The organism is Acidobacteriota bacterium (assembly GCA_016715115.1).
Classification (GTDB): Bacteria; Acidobacteriota; Blastocatellia; order Pyrinomonadales; family Pyrinomonadaceae; genus JAFDVJ01.
Genome location: JADKBM010000001.1, coordinates 175,044 through 197,891 on the forward strand (window position 1 = coordinate 175,044; position 22,848 = coordinate 197,891).

General features: G+C 49.0%; 16 protein-coding genes. 1 reads left to right on the top strand and 15 read right to left on the bottom strand.

The window, feature by feature from the left end:
- Position 1: 1 nt before the first annotated feature.
- The 12 genes from IPN69_00865 to IPN69_00920 form a co-directional block, all read right to left on the bottom strand.
- On the bottom strand, positions 2 to 1,732 hold the full coding sequence (locus IPN69_00865; protein MBK8809271.1) for an AAA family ATPase: 1,731 nt from the start codon (positions 1,730 to 1,732) through the stop codon (positions 2 to 4).
- A gap of 56 nt (positions 1,733 to 1,788) precedes the next feature.
- Positions 1,789 to 2,739, bottom strand: coding sequence for a hypothetical protein (locus IPN69_00870; GenBank protein ID MBK8809272.1), 951 nt, complete (start codon positions 2,737 to 2,739; stop codon positions 1,789 to 1,791).
- Between the two features lie 99 nt (positions 2,740 to 2,838).
- Entirely contained in the window at positions 2,839 to 3,195 is a 357-nt protein-coding gene (locus IPN69_00875) for a hypothetical protein (protein MBK8809273.1), read from the bottom strand.
- A gap of 304 nt (positions 3,196 to 3,499) precedes the next feature.
- Positions 3,500 to 3,850 (bottom strand): transposase, encoded by a 351-nt coding sequence (locus IPN69_00880; GenBank protein ID MBK8809274.1) that lies wholly within the window; start codon positions 3,848 to 3,850, stop codon positions 3,500 to 3,502.
- 91 nt (positions 3,851 to 3,941) lie between these two features.
- Positions 3,942 to 4,682, bottom strand: coding sequence for an OmpA family protein (locus IPN69_00885; GenBank protein MBK8809275.1), 741 nt, complete (start codon positions 4,680 to 4,682; stop codon positions 3,942 to 3,944).
- 3 nt (positions 4,683 to 4,685) lie between these two features.
- On the bottom strand, positions 4,686 to 6,494 hold the full coding sequence (locus tag IPN69_00890) for a MotA/TolQ/ExbB proton channel family protein (protein MBK8809276.1): 1,809 nt from the start codon (positions 6,492 to 6,494) through the stop codon (positions 4,686 to 4,688).
- Positions 6,495 to 6,511: 17 nt separating this feature from the next.
- Entirely contained in the window at positions 6,512 to 10,642 is a 4,131-nt protein-coding gene (locus IPN69_00895) for a hypothetical protein (protein MBK8809277.1), read from the bottom strand.
- A gap of 33 nt (positions 10,643 to 10,675) precedes the next feature.
- Positions 10,676 to 12,211 (bottom strand): hypothetical protein, encoded by a 1,536-nt coding sequence (locus tag IPN69_00900; protein ID MBK8809278.1) that lies wholly within the window; start codon positions 12,209 to 12,211, stop codon positions 10,676 to 10,678.
- 25 nt (positions 12,212 to 12,236) lie between these two features.
- On the bottom strand, positions 12,237 to 12,731 hold the full coding sequence (locus tag IPN69_00905) for a hypothetical protein (GenBank protein ID MBK8809279.1): 495 nt from the start codon (positions 12,729 to 12,731) through the stop codon (positions 12,237 to 12,239).
- Positions 12,732 to 12,761: 30 nt separating this feature from the next.
- On the bottom strand, positions 12,762 to 14,288 hold the full coding sequence (locus IPN69_00910) for a hypothetical protein (GenBank protein ID MBK8809280.1): 1,527 nt from the start codon (positions 14,286 to 14,288) through the stop codon (positions 12,762 to 12,764).
- A gap of 20 nt (positions 14,289 to 14,308) precedes the next feature.
- On the bottom strand, positions 14,309 to 14,884 hold the full coding sequence (locus IPN69_00915; GenBank protein MBK8809281.1) for a thermonuclease family protein: 576 nt from the start codon (positions 14,882 to 14,884) through the stop codon (positions 14,309 to 14,311).
- Between the two features lie 1,150 nt (positions 14,885 to 16,034).
- The gene (locus tag IPN69_00920; GenBank protein MBK8809282.1) at positions 16,035 to 16,358 is read right to left on the bottom strand and encodes a hypothetical protein; all 324 of its coding nucleotides are present in this window, start codon (positions 16,356 to 16,358) and stop codon (positions 16,035 to 16,037) included.
- A gap of 519 nt (positions 16,359 to 16,877) precedes the next feature.
- On the opposite strand from IPN69_00920, the gene IPN69_00925 reads away from it, so the two are divergent.
- Positions 16,878 to 17,243, top strand: a complete 366-nt coding sequence (locus IPN69_00925) for a hypothetical protein (protein MBK8809283.1) — start codon at positions 16,878 to 16,880, stop codon at positions 17,241 to 17,243.
- A gap of 306 nt (positions 17,244 to 17,549) precedes the next feature.
- Here IPN69_00925 and IPN69_00930 read toward each other — a convergent pair whose 3' ends face one another.
- From IPN69_00930 to IPN69_00940, 3 genes are read right to left on the bottom strand one after another with little or no spacing between them, the layout of a single operon-like run.
- Positions 17,550 to 19,346 (bottom strand): hypothetical protein, encoded by a 1,797-nt coding sequence (locus IPN69_00930; GenBank protein ID MBK8809284.1) that lies wholly within the window; start codon positions 19,344 to 19,346, stop codon positions 17,550 to 17,552.
- Entirely contained in the window at positions 19,343 to 20,875 is a 1,533-nt protein-coding gene (locus tag IPN69_00935) for a C1 family peptidase (GenBank protein MBK8809285.1), read from the bottom strand. The genes IPN69_00930 and IPN69_00935 overlap by 4 nt, the downstream gene beginning before the upstream one ends.
- A 53-nt stretch (positions 20,876 to 20,928) precedes the next feature.
- A complete protein-coding gene (locus IPN69_00940; GenBank protein MBK8809286.1) occupies positions 20,929 to 22,341 on the bottom strand; it encodes a hypothetical protein in 1,413 nt (470 codons plus the stop codon).
- Between the last annotated feature and the right edge of the window lie 507 nt (positions 22,342 to 22,848).

The window sequence follows — 22,848 nt, forward strand, 5'->3', positions numbered from 1 at the left end:
ATCACACAAGCCAAAACGACGTGAAGTTCTCCTCACGGAACACGAGTAGCATCCCCGCGATCTTCCGAACGACCATTGAAGTGTCGCCGTCACCGCGTAACTCGGCGAGCCGTTGGTCAAAGTTTGGATCTTCGATCTGTGGTGCCTCGATATCGCCTTTCAGTTTCTGGAGCAAGGAATACAGCAATTTTCCAACACGGGGTGAACTGCCGTGGATACGCGGCAGGATTTTTTGTAGTACGATTGCGTCCCCTATTGAAGCTTCCGCAAGTCCGGCCTCCGCTGCATAGACAGCAAAACTAATTGCCTCATCTCGAACGCGATAGCCTACCTCAAAGCCCGCGGCAGCGAGTTCAGTGTTCAGATCGTTAACGAACTTTGCGACTTCCTTCGCCTTTTCCCGATGTTTTGGCAATATGTCGTTCAAGCACGTGAACTCGGGACTGAAGAATGACTGATGAAGATCGAGAGCCGGCACATCGGCGAAAGCAATCTGTTCATCAAGACCTTGCATCAGGTCGATGTCGTTAAACTCAAGAGTGTGCGCACGATCCAAGACCTTTCTGCTAAAAGGTTGGGTCGTTTCATCCATGTTCACAGTTCCGAATACAAAAAGATTTTCTGGCAAACCAACAGGTTGATTCGACGAGATCAGGTTGTTTGCGGCCGCCCCAGCCTCAGAGCGCAGGCCATCCAACTTCATTTTATTCAGTTGGGCCTGAGAGAGGATGGGGTCGGTCACAATCTTTTCGCCGCTGCGCCGCCTTGACTCTACGATGCTCAAAAAATCCGAGAAATAATGCTCTACCTTCGCGAGGTTCATTTCGTCCAGACACACGAAAAACGGTCGCTCAGGCATATGGTGTGCCATCAAAATCGTGGAAATCAGGTGTCCCGGATTGAATTCACCATTTAGGTCGAAGTAACCCAAAAGCTCGGAGCTGTCGTTCCAGTCTGGCCGAACCGGAATCATCGTAAAGCGACCATTCTCAACCGTCGCGCCGCTTGCCTCGGCAAAAAGCCGAACGAGACGGGACTTTCCTGTTCCCGAGTTGCCGGCTAAGATGACGAACGGCTTGGAACGCAGTGACGCATAAAAGGCTCGCAGAACGTGTCCGGAAAAAACAAAGCCGCGCGACGAAATGTAGTTCTCAATTTCAATCAGGGTGTCGCTAATCCTGAGTTGCTCCGTATCTTCGCTCTCCTCATTCGCGTGATCCATATTCCGATCCATCTCTTCATGTTCTCCGTCTAGAGGCCAAGACGTCAGTTCTTCTAAATAGCCAGAGTTAGTAATCGCCGATCGCCGAAGGGCGTCAGACAAGCTCAAGGGCAATTTGCCTTGACCGGACAGAGGAGTTGGCTCGTTGAGGCGTTGAACGTCCCCGAAACGAAGTCGATACGGATAAATTACACGGGAATCACGTTCTTCGTCGGGCCATTCCGGCAATGTCTCCAACTGCAATTCTCTTGTTACTCGACCCCATGCGAGTTCGCTGATTGCGCCCAATCGCCATTGGTCCTCCGGAATACGCGGAGAACCGCCATCGAATCCTCGGCCAAAAAGGATATAGTCTCCAATCTGAATTTGTTCGGCATTTTGACTTCGGCTCGGTTTGAAGCCCCATAAGCCGTGTCGCAGGCCGTGGTCGTAATTTTCAAGACTTCCCTGTCCAACATAAACGATTAGAACTTTCATGGCATTCTGATTCCCAACATAGCGCTCGAGCATTCAAATGATCTAAAGGTTGGTCGATGAGTATACTCTCAATCAGTATCCAAAATGAACTAGTTGTGTTCTTGAGAATCTAATAATCTCTTGATTTCCTCACGATACCAATTCCCAAAGCAAATTGGTTTCCATTTTGAAAAGAGTTGACCAGAAATTTTTTTCGATAAAGTTTCGATCCCTTTGCCACTAAGGTTCTTTACGACTTCCTTTGTTAACGTATCGGCGTCTTTGAAAAACGCCTCTGCACCAATCGAAACACCGACCTGGGCCAAGACCCCAAACAACTGCAACGTCGATTTTGCGCGTCGAGTAAAACCACTTTCTTTCGCAACCTCGTTGTGATAAGCAATCAGAGCGTCGCGGTCTCGGTCAGCCTCGCATTGTAGCCATTCACGAAACCGCGTGGCTTTCGCCCGTATTCCTAGGACTTCGTGGAGCTCAATTCGCCCGTTATTGACATGTTCGCGGAGACTTGGAAATTCAACTTCTGTCACAAAACCCTCAATTATCTCAGGGATTCGCATCTGCCGCTGTTCTTTTTCTCGCTGACCGATTTCATAAAGTTTGTCACCGACAATCTTACTTATGGGACTTGCAAGAAACAGGTCGCAGTTCGCCGTCTCTGCACAGCGGATCATTAAGTTGGACAAACCGGTTTGCGATAAGGGCAACGTTGCAAGTCCTTTTGTTAATGGTGTTTTTGTACGGTCCAAAATCCTCAGGTTGTTGATAAGCTCACTGTTATACTCAACCTCATAGATTCGGTATTCGTCGTCGTTGAGATTTCGCCCAATCACAAAAGAGTTAAGATTCCGAGCCACTCGATCGAAATCCCTTGTGACCTCCCTAATGCTTACTCTAACAACCGGATTCTTTTTTACGTTATTTGCTCTGTAAGCTTCGGTGACAAGGTTCTTGACAATCAAGGCATTACGTTTCGAACTCAAGAAATCTTCATAGGCATTATCGACAATCCCAGCAGAGATTTCTTCGCTGGTCAAGGACAAAGCCGTTCGCTCCGCGGCTTTACAGAATCTAGTGAATTGCTTCTTCTGAAACGCACCAAAGACGGAGAAACTATCCTTTAGTTGCTCGAAACCGAGAAACTAGTCTGAAAAGTAGCCGGGTTTATCCATTGAGTCTTCTCGGAAAACCCAGAGACTGGAAACCATGTCATCTCTGCCGTAACCCATAAATGGCGCAACCCAGAGACTATTGCAGAACCGAAGTGTTCCCTCCTCTACAAGCGCATTTAACTGATCATATGACAGTCCTTGTTGAATAAGTAGACTTATTAGACCCGCAAACTGAGGCGGATTATCAACATGAACGTAAACAGTTTCATAATAAAGTAATGATTCTGCCAAAAGACCGGTATCAGCGACCACGCCCTTTACGAATAAGTCAGGCGACTGAAAATATCCGGTAGCAATTGGGGCAAGCGTACAAGTGTGGTTTACCATAATTTCATGTCAACACCAGCAACTTTGGGGCGCGTCCTCGAAACAACCGTATTTCACGAGTTTTTCCTAAAAAGCCCAACTAATGGAACTCAGCTCTTCGTTCAGAAAAAACTGTAAGCTGAATTGGTAACCGTTCCTAACCACCGCCATGAATCCGAGTTTCGTTGCCTTCGTTGACGGACTTTTTCATAGATGTGGAGCAGATCGACGACCGTTTCTGAAAACGTCGGTGAAACATCGGCAATCGTTTCGACAAACTCTCCGGCCGTCCTTGCCCAGAGTTCCTCGTCTTCAGTGATTCCATTTATCCAGACACGAAAGGGCTTATCAGCGGGTGTCCGGGTTCCGCGAAGCGCCTCACCACCTCACCTCGAGTGACCCAGTTTTTTTTCATCGAGTCCAGTTCAACTTTGAGTTGACCGATCTGCTGATAAAGCCAGTTGCGAAGTTCCTCCTCGTCACGCGCGTCGCGCGCCCGCCGGTCCGTAAAAACTCCCGGCAACTCTTCCTGTGCCTGCTTCTTCCAGAGGCTGACGAGGTTCGGATGAACGTCGTACCGCGAAGCGATCTCGTTGATCGTTTCCTGTCCCTTGATGGCCGCGATCGCGACCCGCGCCTTGAACTCCGCGCTGTATGATTTCCGCTGTTTCGGCATACACTTTGTCCAGTTTGCCGACAGCGATTTTACACCTTATTCAGTTGTCCGAAATTGGGGACCATCATATTCAGCACCATAGCGCGTTCACTTAACGGCGGTAAAAAAGTACGATTTCGATTCGCCGGTTCCGGCTTTTTGAAGTCAGGTCTTTATTATCCGCATCCAGTTTTTCCTTGTTATAAGGATCGGGATTGCGGACCCGCTGAACTGAATTATATTCACCGAAAGAGGTGGCTGACATTAAAGTCTCCTCTGGCTTGATGCCGACCATATCTTTGAAAAAGAAGAAAACGCTAATGGCTCTGTTTGCGGCCAATTGGGTGTTATTCGAACTCTTCGGGAGGTCGGTATCGGCATGGCCTTCGATTTGGATCTGTTTGATCCGGTCAAGCTTGGTCTTGATTACATCTCCAACAACTTTGAGTACGTCTTTACCCTTGGTCTTTAACTCATAGTTGCCGGAATCAAACAAGATCCATTCACTGAAAGTGATTCGTTGTTTATCGAGATCATTGTAAATTTCAATATCGTTTCCGATCGTTTCACGAAAACCAAGATCCTCGTCAATGGATTTTCTAAGTTCTTCGGGTAATCGAATGCCGTACGCATCCTTGATATTCGGTAAATCTTTGATCTCCGCCCTGTAGCGTTCGGCGACCGACTTAACAATGACCATCTGATTAGTTTCAACCTGTTTAAGGTTTACGGTTCCGAGCGTGATGACAGCAATGATGACAAACAACAACATACAAAGCACCAGCAAGAGAGAAAGCATGAGGTCGGCAAAAGCCGTCCAGAAATTAAAATCGAGTGATGAATCGTTTTCCATAACTTAACTCCAAAACAGCCTCTGTATGATATTTCCCGGGGGACGATCTTCTTTCGGTCGCGGTTGTCCTTTTTGGGTTGGATTGGAGGGGCGCGGGTTGGGCGGGACGTTGTTGATTATCTTAGCCCAATCTTTGACGGGTTTTTCCATATTGTTCAAGCTTTCCCGCAACGACCCCAGATCCTGGCTGAGCGTTCCGAGAGCAGAGTTCAGTAATTGGATTTGGGCCAGGTAATCATGATTCTGCTGGTTCTGATCAGAAAATTCGGTTCTTATCTGATCCAGCAAAGCTCCCATATTTGTGTCGAACATTTCAGTGATTGCGCTCATGCGTTCGGCGGCGAGATCGAGCGGTGTGGTGGTCTGGGTCAGCGTGGTTGAAACTCTGCCCAATTCGGTAGAAATGGTGCCTAAGGCGTTCGTCATTTCTTCTTTCAATGGAGTTCCGATGGTTTCCGCCAACCCGCGGATGACCGCCTCGTTTTGATTGCCCAGTTTTTGATTGGCTTCCTTAACGGCCGCCAGGGTCTCAACCAAAGTTTCATCAATGGAACGACGGGAAGAGACGTAAGCTTCTTCATAGAGGTTCAAACTGCCTAGTAATGTCGTAAGCTGTTCTTTCTGTTCATTATACTGAGTGTTGAACGACTCGTTTTGTTCAGCGAAATGCGCGCGCACGGTTTCCAGGAACTCTTTATTACTTTCGAGAAATACTTCACTGTCCTCCAGTGATTTATTGAAATTGGTCTGGAGCGGGACTAAGAAATTGGTCAGCTTTTCATCAATGTTTTGCATAACCGTGTTGAGGCCGTTATGCATAACCTGTAATGAGTGTCCGACGGTTATTTGAAGCAGTTCGGAATTTTTAAGAGTCTGTTTGTTCAGCTCACGCAGTTCATTCTGAAAAGCCGGTAAATTATTGATACTTTTGTTGAAATTCTCGGAAAATTTGACCAGATTTTCTGATGCGTCACGGAGATCTTTGAATTTAACCCGGGTCTCGTTTATATCTTTTTTCAACCCTTCGGCATCATCCCGGATCTCTTGGGCAAAGGCGGCCACATCTTGGGCGGCCTTCAGATTGTCCTGCAACTGTTGTTCGCTTCGTTCGAGCTGCTTCGTCAATTGTTGCGGGGTGCTCGGAAACAAATTGATCGCCCAGTTACTGACCGTTTCTTTTTCCAGAAGCAGACAGACGCCATAGATGTATCTTTGCAAAACCGCAAAAACACCGACCCCTAAAATGGTCAGTAACACTCCTAAAATACTCGGCGTAAAGGCCCCGCTCAGTTGTTCAAGCATAAGCCGGTAACTTTCAGACAAAACGCTGTTGTTGGGACCCGATGGGTTAATGGAGAGCTTTGATAGGCTGGTGGCGAGTCCCATCAGCGTGCCAAGGAGACCGAGAACGATAAAGAGTGAAATCACTGACCGATATGATTGATTGGATTTTGTGATTCTCGCTTCGGTATTTTTTATCAAGGACTGAACATCTAGATTACTGCGATTGAATGCAGCGCGGTAAAGTGTTTCCAAGTGTGAAACAATAAGGGATTTGTCAGGTAATAAAGCAACTTTTCTAAAATCATCAAAATTGGCTTTGGCCATATTAACGGCTGGGTTGCCGGCTCTTTCCAAGGTTTTGACCAGCGAAGTTATGTCTTTGCAGTTGGTTATTTCTCTTTTTGTTCGAATCAGGTTGATGGCTCTGAAAATAACGAAAACGAACCACAAAACAAATAGTCCGGACTGGATAATAATGATGATCTTTCCAAAAAGTTCCGTTGGGAAAAGGTAAGTAATATAATCCATTTATGAGCACCTCGAAATCAAACTTTTAGGGATAATTCCCCGGTGTTGATAAGCACCCACTGATCTCCGTTTTGTGAGAATTCCGCCGGTCGAATGATCTCGCTTAGTGCATGAGAATGACCGCTCTGATAATTCGGGCAATTGTAAACCCTTCCAAAACCACCTTCATTAAATGATGTTTCCGAAATGGTTGTTCCGAAGATTGGAACGACCAAATGGTTTGGCTCATTCGATAATTTGACGGCCAGAAATTCACCGCTGTCTTTAGATCGAAAGTCGAATTCCGTAGTTTCGCCACGGGCTTGCGCATAAGCATTTTTATTTCCGAAGCGATGCGTATTCTGGTATTTGGCCCAAAAATCCTGTCGTTTTGTCCGGTCATCAACCGAGAGATTGTATAAATCGATAAAGTCACGGCGCGGATCGTCATAGGGGACGACAATTGTTTTGTAACGTGATTCCTCACCCGAAGGGTCGAGAAAGCTTGTCGTTTGGTTATGATGACTTTCCGTATAGCCGACATAGGGACCTTGATTAGAAATCGGCCGTTCGGTTTCAGCGATATAGATTGACGTTTCATTAGAGGGCGATGTTTTACCAAATGTCTTTTGAGATTGATCAAGTTTTGTCATTTGAGGCCGATAAAGATCTTTGATTTTCTGAACCTTCAAATTTATCTGGCGCAATTCGCTATTCAGAATCTTCAACTCCTCTTGGAGTGATCTCTCTTCATTTAAGCTAAGAGCGTTCGAACTTTGGTTGGGAACAATGTTATCTAAGTGGTTATTTATCGTTTTTACCCAATTAGCAGCATTCGTTAACTCGTCCGTGATATTCCTTGAAATTTTTCGTTTGAACAGTTTGTTAAGTGGATATTTACGGCCCACAATAAACAAACTGCACCCCACCACGGCAAGTATGATTGAATAGAGTATTAACCACTTGGTATCGGGCAGAATCTGACTGTCCGATCGGCCGAGGGTTTCCAGCAAACTGCGTAATGCGAGTATAAATACGACTTTTTGTTCAGATGCGTCGGCCAGTCTAGTGTCCACCCGACGGTTTACCGAATCCAGAACTTCAGTAGTTAATTCTATTGTTTGAACCAGACCCCTACTCGGGCGCGCGAATTCATTAAATGATTCGACAAAGGCCGTTAAGTTTCCAAAGCTAGCCGGGGGTCTGAAGGTTCCATCCAGAAATTCCGGGTCAAGCTCGTGATCCCATGAATACGGAGCTTCATCATGTACAAAATCTTCGCCGCTGATAATTAGAATTTCCTCATCCGGGACAATAAGCTGGGGAGGACTTACCAGACCGTAGGCTGATTCATGTTTTAACCTTTCACTCATCGTGAGGTTAAAAGTACCTCTTAACGAGGAACTGACCGCCGCTTGAAAGACTTTTTCGAACAGTTTAACCAACGGATGTGAATTAGTAATGCTGGCTCCGCTACAGAGCCAGCGAAACATCTGCGAGCCGTTTCCACCAAAATATATATGGGGCATATCCGGTGCATAACGGTTCCGGTTCATCAGGTGCTTGATGTTGAGACCCAAATAATAAAATAATCCGGCCATTCCGACCGTCAGATATTGTTTCAAGGGCTCAAGCCGATCATCTTCGAAATGAGCGGGCAGATCGTGAAATATCCTGTTGCTGTTATTGCGCAAAACAGAATCGGCTTGCGACCAGAACTTTTCCCGGTTTTCCCTTAGATTCCTAAGGTCAGTCGTATCGATTTTGAACACATCAAAAACATCCAGATGACCCCACAAATAATTAAGAAATATGTCGCGTCCGGCGTAACGCAGGGAAAGTTGCAGCCGCAAGGAATCTTCCTGCCAGATGGAAATATCTGAGGTGCTACCGCCGATGTCGATAAAAACAGCACCTGTCACCGTTGGAGCCGGATCACCGTTTAAGGATGCTCCGCCGTTACGAAAACACTCGGCCGATGCAATGCTCTCGGAGAGATCCGTTGGCGGGCCGACAGACCTTATTCCAGTTAACTCGCTGTTGGTGTTGACGATCTGCTGCCAGGTCTGGTTAAAATTTGTGGCCTGAGCGGGCGAGAACGCGGTTGGGAAAGAATACCGCCAGGTGATTGCCCCGGCGCCCAGCACAGCTAATTCGGCGGAAGCCTGTAGGCAAACCTGCGCCAGAAAAGATTTAACGCGGTAATTAGTATTCGCCGCTGCGGACCATTTCAAATTGGTATAGATGTCGTCATCCGACAAATCCAGTACTAAACCGAATAAGTAATAAATATGCCCGTGTAACATTGTTTGGGCTTCCCCATCGTAATTGTTAAAATCCTGATAGATCGTCAAAAATGAAGGGATTATTTCATCTTTGGGCAAAAAGAACTTGAGTATTTCAGCCTCCTGAGTATCGGAAATTTCCGTGACTCGCAGCTTTAAGTTTGAGAACTTGAGGGGAATCTTCTGGTTTCCGTCGGAATAATAGATCATCGTGCCGGAAGCGCCGAAGTCAACACCGACCGTGAAATTGCGGTTTGGAACGGGAGCTTTCTCAGGTGTCGGAATCAGAAGCATTCCGATTTCGGCAAGTTGATTACTACCCGGCTGTCTCATTGTACATGCAAACGCTTCCGGAAATTTGCCTAGTCGCCAAATTTTGCGTGAGCCGCCCTGATTATGGGAGATGTTCAAATCGACCGGGTCAGAGTCGGCCGACACCGGGTCTATTTGAAACGTGTCATTTAGATTGTCGGTTGAATAGGCGATATAGTAAGCCTGCCAGATCTCGGAAGTGAAATTTGGAAAAATCTCCAGAATCGGCGATTGCTCAATCGGTTCCATGTCATCTCGTTTATAAATTTTTTCAATTTGATAGTTTCGAGGATGATTGTCGATCCCGGAAAGCCGGACAGTAAACTTGACGATTATTTCTCCGTTGTTATTTTGGCTGAAGACCAGGTTGGTTAAAATATCCGTAGGGTTCAGATGGTTAAGCAAAACTTTATTGAGGGGCAGGACTATTGAAATATCACGGCCGTTGAGATTAGGCGGATTTCCAGGCCAATTTTCAAGACTTGCACCTGGAAAAGCTCGCTTTTGTTGAAGGTAATAAATTTTTTCGGTTAGTAGATCCTGCGGCCGCCAAATCTCGGCGTCCGCAAAAATGGTATTGCCGATTCTGTCATGTTGGTTCGGTGCTAATCCCTCATATGGGATGGATCCCAAGGTCAGGTTTCGATGAATCAAAATAGTTTGTGGATTGAGCTGCCATTGTTCGGCAATATCCGGATCGGCGATTAGCATCGGTATGGCCGGGATCCGGTCATTTGATGGCAACAGTCTAACGCAGGAATGAGTCGGCGGAATCTCCCGCGGCTTGGTAGGTTTGTCGAGTAAAGTAAAAACTCCGGCCTTTACGCCGCTGATCCCAAATCCGAATTCAGATGGGATAAAGGGGAGCGGATTTTGAGTGAGGTCATCCCGGAAGTTTCTAATTAAACCGAGTAGTTTGTTGCCCCGATCACCATCTCGAGTTGGTTGAGGCTGCAAATTCGTGTAAAGATTGTGGAGCCACGAAGCCAGACCTTCACGGTCAATGGGTGAAATTTCATGCTGCAGAGGATCCGTTAGCTGAGTTTGGTTATACCAAATGACCTGTGCCCTCGGAATTGTCAGAACGGGATAATGGGTTCCGGTGGCGATTAGCGTCGTTGGTGAAGTAACACCGATGGGTCGGCCATCGACTAAAAAGAGAAACAGATTTCGCCAGGTTGTATTCTCATAGATCTGTGTGGAGGGAACTAACTTGAGGAGGGACGAATGCCAGATTAGGTTTCGATCGGCCGGATCCCCTTCCAAACTAAAAGGAACAGAAGCTAACAGGTTCAAATGTTTTATTTCCCGCAAGGCAAGCAAAGCCAGCATCCCGCGCCATTCGCCCATCACAACTGGATGAAGACGATGATTTTCATCAAAAAGGGCGTTTTCGAATAAAAGAAGCCGGGCCCACACGTCCGGAATTGAGTTGATATGGGTGGTTGTCGGTCGGGTTTCCAACCCGTCGCTGATGGCCAGCAAGGTGTCGGCGGTTACTTCAAGAAATCTGCCGCGTCTAGCAATCGGAACATTGTGGTTGGCAGTTAGGCGGGGAAGTTGGTTCGGCATAAAACTCTCCTTTTCAAAAGTGAAACATTTCGATTAATGGCTACCGCATTGACGGTACAAAGCATTGATGAAGGGCCATGAGTTAACAATACTGGGGTTTGATGGCAGTTCCCTACACAAGCGCTCCCACAGACTGGCCAGATCTGCGTTATCCCGTGACATATTGGGTAAAAGAATTTCCGCGAAACCGTTCTCCAGAAAATTTGCTTCAAAAGTATCATTATCCCGATTCCGGCCGAGCAAAGTGATCTCATTGGTATTGGTCGCCGGATTCAGAATATTATGAGCGAACGAAGTGTAGGGAATTAACTGGTGGCTCTCATTATCCTGCCCGTTGATACTAAACTCGATGTTGGCCAGCCAACGTAGAAATTTCTCACAGTATTCCTTGACGGAAGTTAATTCCGAACCTAGCCGCTCACGGAGATTCAAATTCTGATTTTCAAAGAAATCCACATACCAAGGGGCTCGGTAACCGCTACCCGTTGATTCGATATTTTCGAGCATCGGGTAATAGGTTGAAAGAAAGGCAAAGCTGAAACGCGCAAGTTTGAGAAGTTTTTCCTGAACTTCGGCGTGCGGCAGATCCTCCCATTGCAGGTTGTCTGCGGAATTGCAGCCAAGCAGACGATAGGTGGCGCTCGCGGCATTGTCGGCTCCGAAAAAGTCAACTGCCGCGAGCGCCCCACAAAGCTCAATCCAGTGCGCGGGGTTTTCCTGGGTGGCGCTGCCTAGTGAAGTGACGGGCATTTCCCGTTGCTGATCAGCTCCAAGCAAATAGGTGACATTGATGAATTCGTGAAAATTCTGCTGATGATAATACCTCAGCGCGGCCTGTGTATTGAGTACGAAATCATGCGATTGAACATGAACCTCGTTTTGGGGAATTGCATTGCTATCAAAAGAGAAATATGGCATTAGCAAAACTCCCCCGATTTGGAGGGGATTTTCCCGAGCATTTTGCGCCCAGTCGGAAAGGAGCCGGGAAATGGTCGGAAACCCCGCGGCACCAGTACCTCCAAAGATCGATCCAAAGACGACGACTTTAGAAACTTGTCCCATTCCGGCATCGGCTTGCATTCTCTGGCGCATGGACTGCCATGGTTCCGTTTCGTGAAGGTTGACAGCATTGGCCATCACGGCGGCTCCGATGGACGGGCGCCCTCGAAAGCCTTCATTGAGAACCGTCGCCGCTTCTTGCGGAGAGAACATCATATCGAAGAAGTATTTGTAATTTTCTTCCAGATTTTCTTTAACGATGAAATTATCAAGGCGTTCGCCAATCCGGGTCGGCGACCAGCTGTTTGGGGTATTTGCATCGCCCGCGCTTTGGAGCCGGGGAATCGCGGTTTTGAACAGATCCTCGCCACCGACATAATTTGCCCGGCATTCCTGATATGTTCTGAAGAGTTGTTCGGAACGGGTGCCATTGCCGTTTGAGCGGTCTGAGTCGACAAAAAGAAGATAAAGGTTATCTTTATCGGGCATTAACCCCGCGGCTGAAAGGTGAATCAATGCTTCAAGGCATTTTGCACCGGATCCACCGATGCCGATTGCGTAGTAACTCATAAAAGAAGTCCCTCCTGTGAAAAAATCAACTAATCAGGGTTCGTAAGGCTCTGATTTTGCGAAGTTGTTTAGCGCCGGGCGGCGCAAATTTAAGGGTTGCCGGCGATTGTAGAACAGTAGCTAACCAGTAAACGAAAACAGCATTGATTCCGTAAAAAAGCGCGGCGATATAGTTGCCAGCATCATCAGTTGCGAAATTCATAAAATACCCAAAAATGAAAACCACAAAGACCAGCAACCCGAACAGCACCCACCACAGAGTGCGGCCGCCCGCTGATCTCCAATTCGTGATTCGGTACTGAAAATAACCCGCGATTAGCCAGATAAATGTAAAGAACAGGCTTATTAACAAACAGTAGATTCCAACGTCACGGAATTGAGCGATCCATTGACTCTGGTCAATCTGGGTGAGAACGTCAAAGCTAGTTTCAAGGAAATATGACTCAAACGGAATTAGAAGAAAGAAAACGGGAACAGCCAAAATGATGGCAATCAAACAACTCAAAAGAACTCGGATCATCGTTAGCCTCCAGGGACGCGAAATAGGAGATTATTTGGTCTTAAAATAGCAATAAAAATCTGCTACTTTGGGATTATGTGTCTGCACAGTTGACTCCAGGATTGTTTGTAAGAAAGGAGCTAGGTTATAAGTTCGGCTACCGTCAAAATTCTTGTTCTTATAAAACAACTCGACCTGTTCGCCGGTCAGGTTCCAGTCGCTGATCCATCGGGGAAGCGTAAAGTCGGAGGGATGTAACGTGATCTGGAAACAATGATTTGACAATTGCTTGTCAAATTTGTCCGTTATGGCGGTAACGGACAAATAGATTTGATTCTTTGAATCAGCATTCACGTTCGGCTCGTTCGGTTTTTTGTCGTCCCCGGCTGATTCGGACTTAATCGCAATAGTTTTCTTCGGCGCAAAGACTTCAGACTCCTTAAAGCCGGCCTTGATTTCAAGTGCCCCGATTTGGCTCAATGTGGTTGAAATGTTGGATTCCTTTGTTTCGTTATTCATAACCGCGTTAGTATTGTTATTCTGTAAACTTTTTGTTGCGGTGGGACTTCCTTGTTGACATGAACAGCCTTGAACTTTGGGTTGCAACCGGGTGTATTCGGCGCTTTCAGGTAACGACTTGAACGGTATTTTCGCTTCAAAAAGAGCCGTCGTGGCGTTGCTCTGCAACTTAAATTCCTTGAAGTTGTTTTCGACGGGCGGGTTCTTGATGATCGAACCGGACGAAGTGTTCAAATTGTCTTTTTTGGTAATCTCGACGGTTGAAAACGGTGTCAATTTGTCAGTTAGCAAGCGGGAGAAAATGACGTTATTTTTATCGGGAAAAACAGAAGTTTCATTGTTTAACCCGTTGAAGTATTGCGCTATGTCGGGATGGGTACCAAAAGCTAGCAAATAAAAAGGACGTAAGGCGGTTTTTCCGCGTTCGGTTGGATACGGAAATGAATAGTTGTTTGTCCCGACATCAAAAACCGTTCCCTGAAACTGGCTTTTGATACCCATAACACCGATAGCCAGGTTGTTCGCAATATACTTATCCTTGATAATCTTGCTAAGCAAGTCAATGTCGGATTTCTCTTGAAACAAGTCCGTTATGATGACGATCAGATGGTTATTGTCAGCCGTTTTCAAGACGTTTTCGATCAACGTTTTATTATTGATCTCGCTGTCAAGATAGAACGATTTCTTATCGGCATCACGGTAGGCTCTGTCGGCTAATGGTTTGATTTCAGATCCAAATTTATAGAAGTTTACGTGGCCCCCGTGATTGATTGTCGGCCGTTCAAGCAAGGAAATGGTCTGCTGATAATAACTTAATGAGCCTTCGGTGATAAAACCTTGCATCGAAAGTGTTGAGTCGAAAAAGATGTCGACCGTCAAATTCTGAGTCGGTGCCTGAAGGGTATCGGTTATCGGCAATGTTGGCGGGACGGAGCAGGTTTGTTTTGTTTTGTAGATGTCACAGCTAACCCCTATAAAAGATAAAAAACCAAAAGTGAACATACCCACGATCCACTTTCGACCTATTAGCACTTTGTACAGATTACCGTGATTATTCATAACTCTCTTCTATTTCTGCGTCAATCCTGGCCATAACCATTTCGCCGCTGTTCCCGAATACTCCATGGCGGCATTGGATCCTGACTTTGCCAGAGGCCAGTGCGCTCCGTCCGTGCCTTCGTTTCAGCATCGTCGTACAGTTTGCGGTCGGATGGGGATTGTTCTTCTTCGTACTTCTTGAAATGCCAAGCCAATCCTTTCCGAACCATTTCCAGACAAACATCACGATCTGTCAAAACCTTTGCGACGCGCCGGCGAAAACGATCAATCTTTTCACCTTCCAACATAACTTCACGATTCCACACCAACGCACTGAGTGCTTCCGTTGCCACTTTCGAGTAAGGCTGTCCTCTCTCCGGAGAATCAATACCTGCGAGGCGAACGCGAAACAAATTGTTGTGTTCATCACGGACGTCGATCGTATCCCCGTCAATCACCTTCGTCACGCGAAATCTTCTAGGCGAGATCTGTGCGTTCGGCGTAGACCCAACTACGTTCGTCGGGAGGTTACGGTTCCGTAGCTCGCGGCTGCGGCATCCCGACAACTCGAGACTGCTAATGACGATGAGCGCGGCAAGCAAGAAATGGCTCAACATCGGCTTGCTCCCTCTCACGTTTTCGGATGCCCGTGACATTTGTGAACCTGTCGAGTGTTTTTCGAATTGCAGTGCGCGCAACGGACACCACCGCTCGTCGTGGTTCCGCAGTTGTGGCAAGAGTGCTTCCCGCAATCGTTGCACTGATAGATCCACATCCACGAGCTGGTAAAACCGTACGGATTGTGGTCGCAGTTGGGGCATGTGGCCATATTGTGCGTTCTAACCTCCGATTGTCATTTCACGACGCAGTACTTAACTCCAACGACGTTCCGAACTCAGAACATCGAAATTATTGTGTAACTGTGAATTCCCTCTCTCCGATTACGAAGGTCGAAACTCTGTGCTCCGTGACAAGGATTCCTGTTTTTTTCAAAGCAAAAAATGTGAGCCGAACTTTAACTCCATACGCCACGCTGAGTTCGGAAAACCGCGGTTCGAAGATCAACCAAAGGCAACCGATCGAACCTGTAACTCACCATTTCTCAGCGCTTGACCCGTAGGAAGAAAAAAACAGTTGGTGCTACTAAATGCATGAAGCCTGTAAGACACCGTCATTTCACTTTCTGATCCGATTGCGTCAAACCCGTTCACGATCTCTCGTATAAGCCGGGAATGAAGACTTTCGAGAAGATCGCCCGCGCTAAACATGCAAGCAAGGACATCGTTAAATCATTGGACTGACAACGGCTTTATAGCACACGCCTGCAAAACACGCAAGATTATTTATTCACAGATTATTAATTCACAGATGAAAAGTCGCTTTCGTCCCGCAGGCATCATTCGCGAATCAATCTTGTCGCCCGGTTCGTTCATTCGGGAGACGAATTTCATAGAGATTTCCAGTTGTAGTCGATCAATGCGAATGCGGCCAGCGCAAGATACGATCCGATGATCGCAAGGAACAAATAATTCACCACCACCGCATGCGGCCCCCGCGTTCATCCATCCGGGTCGTGAAATCATACAAAACGAATTCACGAATGGCTCCGCGCACTGCTTTTTTCCATCCTGCCCCACCCGTCTCAGCCGGTTCACAAGGCACTCCTACAAATTTCTTCTTATTCGACCATTTAGTAATGTGTTTTTTAGCTAAAACCTCACAAATTTTTTTCGATTTCTTTATTTTTTTCTCTATATACCGGTTTTCTCACTCTTCATCCTGAATCTCGACGCATTGGAACTCGTTTGGTCTTCGGCGCACCAATTTCGTCGCAGGCATATCAGGTTTCATCGTCGGGAAACTAAGTCTCGCCGTCGGCAGATTAAGTTCGGTCGTCGGCAAACTAAGTTTCGTTTTCGGCGGAATGAGTTCGGTCGTCGGTAAACTACGTTTTGTCGTCGGCGGATTTAGTTCGGTCGTCGGCAAACCAAGTTTCGTCGTTGGTGAATCAAGTTCGGTCGTCGGCAAACTAAGTTTCGTCGGCGGCCGATTAAGTTCGGTCGTCGTCCGTCTAAGTTTTGTCCTCGGCAAACTAAGTTCCGTCGTCGGCAAACTGAGTTTTGTTCGATGCGAAACAAGTCTGGTTGGACGTGAATCAAGTTCGCTCCGGGGCGGATTAAGTTTGGTGAAAGGCGGACTTTGTTTCTTGCGAGAAATCGCCCGGATCGACCGAAAATCGCGAATTTGGGGCTTGCGAAACGGATATTTGTTGTGCTACAAAATTTGCGGCGGTCCGGGGTGGGCCGCGGAATAACGGATCTATCGCGCGGCGCGCGGCGGGTTGCTTTCGTCGAAACCTCCTACAGGGCTTTTGCGGACGCTTGCGGGTCTATTCAACCCGTTCTTTGCATCCGAGGCCGAAGTTTTGGTGACTCCACCCGGTTCGTCAGCGAGAACGGCCCAGGCGATTCGCGCCGGATCCAACGATCAAAACAGGTTCTCTTCTCCCATAAAGCAGTAAAACCAGGAAGAGTGTCTTGTCCAGGCAAATAACCCGGCTCCCACAAGGCAATGCCGGACGCCCGCGTTTTGCGGGCCAAGGAGAATACTATGGCAAGAAGCAAGAGAGTATCGAAAGTACTTGAATCGGCAAAGGTCCGTCTCGCGGCGGTGAAATCGATCGATCCGAACCTCGACCTCGGCAATGGCGTCACGGCCGCGGATTTTGAAGCAAAGATCGGCGTCGCCGACGAATCGCTCGACGGTTACAACACCGCGCTGTCGCTGATCGACGAACGCAAGATCGCGTTCGACCGGCTCGAGGACGCCGTCAACGATTATCACGAACGGATCCTGCTCGGCGTCGGCTCGAAGTTTGGCAAGGACAGCGTCGAGTACGAAAAGGCCGGCGGAACGCGCAAATCGGAACGCCGCCGGATCCGAACGGCTATTCCGACGCCGTTGCCGGTTGGATGATGTCTGACACTCTTTCGAAAAATGCCGCCGGCGTTCGACGCGCCGGCGGCATTTTTGCGGGAATGGTTTGCGGGGGCGTGAATGGCCGATCCAAAACGTCTGGAACACGCGCAACTCGTGGCGTCGCGATCGGTCCACGTGTTCCACACGCTCGGTTGAGTGATTGCCGCTTACACCTGGGTTCCGCTCCGCTCCACGTGGTGCTATCGTACGTGCGTGTGCTCCGCACACTGATTCGGTTTCTCCGACGGGCCCCAAGATTTCCGGCCGCAGAGTTTTGCCGGCTCGGGACCTAAAAGCTCCGGACTATTTTCGATCGAACGGCTGTGTTCTGTGCAGTACGCCGCCGACGTGGATCTCAACCGAATAGGTTCCGGATTCAAACGGCTCGGTCAGGAGTTGCAACAAATACTTACCGGGTTCTTTTTTGTAATCGAAGGTCCGTATGCTTTCTTTGTTTCTTTTGATAACGATCTGCACGCTTTCGTTCGTCGTGACCGTGAACGGTATCGACAACGCCTCGGTCGTGGATACATCGCCCTCCCCCGGAATCTCGGCAACGCCCGTCAGGGGTTCGAGATTTGCGAGATACGTGCGACGCCCGCCGGATTTCCCGAAACTCGAAGCCGCCCAGACCTCGCCCTTTCTTGTACGGATCCTTGAGACTCCCGAATAGTCTCCCCAACGTTTCTCGCCGTTGATCGTTGATTCGCCCCGACGCAGTATCAGTTCGGATCCGCAAGTCAGATCCGCGTCGCAGGTCCTGTAACGGATTTCGGGAAACGCCGTCTTTGACGCCGAATTGTACATCAAAAAGATCGAGACGGGTTCGTTTGCGTCTGAAAGGACAGCCAGCGAAGGGTAGGCGTAACTAGCATTCGGAAGATCGCCAAGCAGTTTGCTCCGGGCCCGCAACCCGGGAACCGTCAGATCGATCACGCCGAGCGTGATCCGACTGAAGTGGCGGTCAGGAAGTCCGGAAGTGAATGTGTAAATGAGTTTTCCATCAACCAATGCGGCATCCTGCATCCGCAGATCCCCGTTGTCGATCGTCTGTGTCTTCTGATCGGCCAATGCAAAAAACCAGTATTCATCGCTCGGAACCTTGTACAGGCGCAGTTGCGGATTCGTATCTATCGGGCCCGTTACCTCGTACAATCTGACGTAGTTCGCACCGTTCGCCCAAACCGAACCGACAAGCAAAACGTCGTCGTTCTTCGGATCGCCGAAGGAGTAGGTCGCCGGCTGCAACACTGTCGGGGCATCTGCAAGCGCCGTCCAGACGATGTGCCGGACCGCTCCGCCGACGAATCCGGTCGCCTTGTCAATCTGATAAACCGCCGTTTCGGAAAATCGATCGTCCGTAAAGAGATGCCCGCTCAAAAACAGTTCGCCGCGCGTCAGGCCGATCTTTGGATAATCAAACCACTGACCCTTTTTGTTCAGAGGGTTTCCGTTGAGCACATAGATGTTCCACGCCTGCATTGGATCGGAACTTGTCGAGAATGCGAGAACGAGCTTCGATGCGGCTCCCTTGGCGCAAGTTTGGGCAAAAAAGATGAACCTCTTTTCGAGCGGATCAAAAATGATCTTTGGATCGCAAGGCCGATCGATCAAACCACCGACGAAGCGATCCAACGTGGCGCGATAAATAGGGAGTTTGCTTGACTTGTAGAACTCGATGAAACTGTTCGTCGCGCTGATCATATAACCGTTTTCGGACGCCGCGACCGTGTTGTCGAAGGGCACGTACCCATCGTTACCGTTTGACTCGATCGAAGACTTGAGTTTCATCTGGCGGGACGCCGCCGACATCGGCGGAACGTTCAAAGCGGAATAGACCAACGGCGTCGATTCCTTGAACGTTTCGAAATCCAGCGAAAGCGGCAATTCGGCGCGCTGCACGGGGGCGGCCGGCACCACCATCGGAAATCCGATGTCAGCGGTCGGCGTCAGAAACGCGCGGCGATCGACGGTGATCACAGCAGATTTGACCCCGGCATTTGCAACGTCGGGGTTCTGAATCAGGATCGGCTTTGTTTGCCCTGAAGCGGCGTTAACCAAGACCGAAATCGCCAATATCATCCAGAATCGTTTGGTCATTGATTTCTCCTTTTCAGATCAATTGATTTGAGTATTTGTTTGTCCCTCACGAATTGGCCGACCCATTCCTGAAAGACGGAATTGTTGGGTCTGTACAATTCGACGGGCGTCGGATTGGTGTCGCTGTAGGCATCGATGGCAACCGGATCGACGCCGAGCGCGAAATTCCCAACCGCTTCTGAAGTCGTGAAGATGTAACGCTTACCGTCGGCGGACTTTGAAAGCATCCAACGAGAATTGGGTGTCCGATCGTCGTCATCGAGCGAAAGACGACGGTCGACGATCGATAGGAATTTTCCGTTGTATGCCCGAATCAGATACGTGTTTGGTTTTTCGATGAGAATTACGTCCCAGATCTGGTTTTCGCCGTTATGACAGCGATATACGATAGCATCGCGAAAGCCCTCTTCCGGACGCTCATCAACGTACGTGTTGGCATCGAGGCAAAGATCCGTTTCGTCACTCAATTGGTAGTTCAGTTTGAAGCGAGTCGCGCCGATACGTTGTCCGGTCTCGATCGGTCGACGATCACCAGCCGGAACGCTCGAGACAAAATAGACTTCCTTGACGAGACGTCGGAATGCTTCTTCCGTGAGCCACAGATATCCGCGGTCGCCCCAACCCGGACCCCACGAGTTGATGAGTTTGAAAACCTGGGCCGGACCGGAATCGGCAGTCTCGACGCGGTCATAGCCGACGACCGTCATCGCGTGGAATCCGGAGTATGGTTGCAACGAATCGAGCCCGACAATCTCACCCTTGTTATCCTTGAAATTGACGTTTACGCCAACGACGACCGGAACGCGCTGAGCGAGTGTTTGCTTGATCTCGTCAATGATTTCAGGACCGATGTCGGACTCGAAATTGTTTGAAGGCATGAAATAGCGTGTTTCGGATGTGTATTTCGCAGTGATAATGGACTTCAAGGCGGGTCGCAGACTCTCATCGGATTTTCCGCAATCCGCCTGGCTGTATTTGTCCTCGATCGGAAGGCCGCCGACTCGCTTTAATTCATACAAACCTCGCGGAATACTGATTCCGCCCTTGCTGCAAAGTCCGCATCCGCAATCCCGGCAACGACGGCGATACTCCGCCAGGTTTTCGTCGGCGGCAATCGACATATTAATCCGGTCTTCTCCCCAATTGGTGCAGACGGCGGAGTCAACCTCGGGCAACGGCGCTTGATCGAAGTTCATTATCCGGTGAACCGTCCAATCCCACAGAAAGTATGGACTGAGTTTTAACGGCTCACGACCGGCGTTCAAGTTCAGGATCTCCGCGGCGTATGCGATCGCAAACGCGGTGCAGGCGCCCTGCTGATACTGGTGACGGACGGTCAGGCCCGTGCCGATATCCACCGATTTGGGCAGCACCTCAGACTCGTTCGATGACGTCGGCGAAGGCCGATAGGCATCGATACGTTCGAGATCGTCCTTGGTCGCCGGCAAATTTCCGGTTGCGACCGGTCCTTGGCCGAACGCCGCTCCGCAGTTCGCCGCGATCAACATCAACAATGCAATTCGTTTCATTTTCATTTCCGTTTGTGATGGCTGCAATTAATGCGATGAATGTTTTATCCGAACTACGGGGCCTTGACCAAAACCCAACTTCGGCAATCGTAGTCGGCGTCTTTCTTCAGTTTTGAGTAAGGCGCATAGGACATTATCGTGTTGCTTGCCAGCACGAGTCCGTCCATTCCGACGAGCCGATAGCTGACGACCGCGCCGCCGCTGAACGTAATGCTCTTCCCGCGTGTAAAGATGTCGATGATCGGACTTCCCTTTTCCCGAACGTTGCCGCCGGCCTGCGCGACTCGGGCATCGAGCCACGCGACTTGTTTTGTGTCGTCATTATCGTCTTTGTTTATGATCGCCAACACCTGTTCAGCCCGCAGATAGGAAACGAGCGATCGGCCCTTGGGCGCATCGTCCTCAGCGCCCTTTGACGGCTCAAACTGTCCGATGGCAGCTTCTGCGAGAGACTTCAGGCGATTCAGATCCTTGATGATGTTTGCAAAATCCGCATCGAATTCTTCGACCTGCTTCTTGGCCGCCGCGAGGTCGTCTTTGGCCGCCTTTTCCGCTGCGGCAAGCTCAAGCTTGGCGACCGCGAGTTGTTTCTGAATAGCGGGCTTCGTTCTCGCGTTTGCTTTTTTGAGCTTCTCCTCAAGATCGGCGACAGCCTTTTGTTTGCTTTTGACCGTTTCTGCAAGCGCCTCCTGATTGCCTTTCAGAAGTTCGGCTCGACGGTCCGATATTCGTTTCAGCATCTCCGAAGCCCTCCGGCTTTCGACCAGTAGGTCGTTCAATGAATTAAGCAATCCGGACGGTTCGCCAAGATTGACCAGACGTATCGGATCGTAAACCTGGACCCCCAATTTCGTTGAGATCATCGATACGAAATCGTCACGCTCGATTGTCACTTTGGCTCCGGTGATCTTATCGTCGACCTTGAAAAGTGCGAGGATGTCGAGGGCCGGCCCCAGAATTGCCGCAGCCGAAATGTTCGTGACGGGTCCGCCCGCTTTTTCCGTTGCTTTCAGTTTCACGTCTGCATCCTTGAATCCTTCCTTGAACGCCTGAAAGATCAGTCCATTGTGCTGAATCAACGCCGAATACTCGTTCAGTGCGTCTGCCGTAGGCTGATCGAATATCAGGATCGCGCTCACTTTTGAAACATCGATCGTGCGTGTAATCGCCCCCGCGGCGCAGCTTGCCGCCCGGAATGCGGCGATGTCCTTTTCGATAAGATCGCCGGTGACAGTCGTCGTACTTTTTAGATTCTCGAGCTCGTTCTTCCGATTCTCGATTTCCTGTTTTCTCGCTTCGGCCGCCTTCTGTCTCGCCTCGGCCTCGGCGGTACTCGCTGCGGCTTTGTCTTTTCGACGCTGAATTTCGGGATCGGGCGTCGGTGTTGGCTCCGTTTGGGAGTACGTTGCGTTGGATAAACCAACAATTATTAGGAATGTCGTTGCGGCAATCAGTGTCTTGTTCAAGATTTCACCTCTCAGATTCTGTGTTTTATCAGGAGCCAGAGAGAATTGGTTTCCAAGAATGAATGGGCAATCTGTTTGGTTCCTGCAGTCATATATGCCAAACAGGAACAATTCCTTTCATTCATGGCGAAAAACAAGGAATACTCTGGAACTCGAGTCACACGGCCAGTGGTCGGTAACCCTTATTTCGTTCGGGTTTCTGCATCGTTCCGGAGATTTGGAAGAAGATCAGCGCCTGTTGATCGAGTGGGTTTTTCTGAAAAGCCTTTCCGCAATTTCGGGCGGCAAGGCACTGCGCAGTCAGGGCGGCGTAGCCGCGATCTAACCGGCGGCCTGACGGAAAAGCCGAGCTTTCCCGCACATCCGGGCGGCAAGCCGCGGGGCAATTTTGGATTTTGGATTGGGGATTTTGGATTGGGGATTGGGCCACGGGGCGTGAATGGCCAATCGCCTCGATTTCAAAAGCGTGTGGAAACGCGTAACTCGAGGGGTCGCGATTGGTCTGGG

Bases quoted from the DNA above. Each gene is read 5' to 3' on its own strand.
- IPN69_00865 (MBK8809271.1), bottom strand. From the start codon at position 1,732: ATGCTCGAGCGCTATGTTGGGAATCAGAATGCCATGAAAGTTCTAATC.
- IPN69_00875 (MBK8809273.1), bottom strand. From the start codon at position 3,195: ATGGTAAACCACACTTGTACGCTTGCCCCAATTGCTACCGGATATTTT.
- IPN69_00880 (MBK8809274.1), bottom strand. From the start codon at position 3,850: ATGCCGAAACAGCGGAAATCATACAGCGCGGAGTTCAAGGCGCGGGTC.
- IPN69_00885 (MBK8809275.1), bottom strand. From the start codon at position 4,682: ATGGAAAACGATTCATCACTCGATTTTAATTTCTGGACGGCTTTTGCC.
- IPN69_00890 (MBK8809276.1), bottom strand. From the start codon at position 6,494: ATGGATTATATTACTTACCTTTTCCCAACGGAACTTTTTGGAAAGATC.
- IPN69_00895 (MBK8809277.1), bottom strand. From the start codon at position 10,642: ATGCCGAACCAACTTCCCCGCCTAACTGCCAACCACAATGTTCCGATT.
- IPN69_00900 (MBK8809278.1), bottom strand. From the start codon at position 12,211: ATGAGTTACTACGCAATCGGCATCGGTGGATCCGGTGCAAAATGCCTT.
- IPN69_00905 (MBK8809279.1), bottom strand. From the start codon at position 12,731: ATGATCCGAGTTCTTTTGAGTTGTTTGATTGCCATCATTTTGGCTGTT.
- IPN69_00910 (MBK8809280.1), bottom strand. From the start codon at position 14,288: ATGAATAATCACGGTAATCTGTACAAAGTGCTAATAGGTCGAAAGTGG.
- IPN69_00915 (MBK8809281.1), bottom strand. From the start codon at position 14,884: ATGTTGAGCCATTTCTTGCTTGCCGCGCTCATCGTCATTAGCAGTCTC.
- IPN69_00925 (MBK8809283.1), top strand. From the start codon at position 16,878: ATGGCAAGAAGCAAGAGAGTATCGAAAGTACTTGAATCGGCAAAGGTC.
- IPN69_00930 (MBK8809284.1), bottom strand. From the start codon at position 19,346: ATGACCAAACGATTCTGGATGATATTGGCGATTTCGGTCTTGGTTAAC.
- IPN69_00935 (MBK8809285.1), bottom strand. From the start codon at position 20,875: ATGAAACGAATTGCATTGTTGATGTTGATCGCGGCGAACTGCGGAGCG.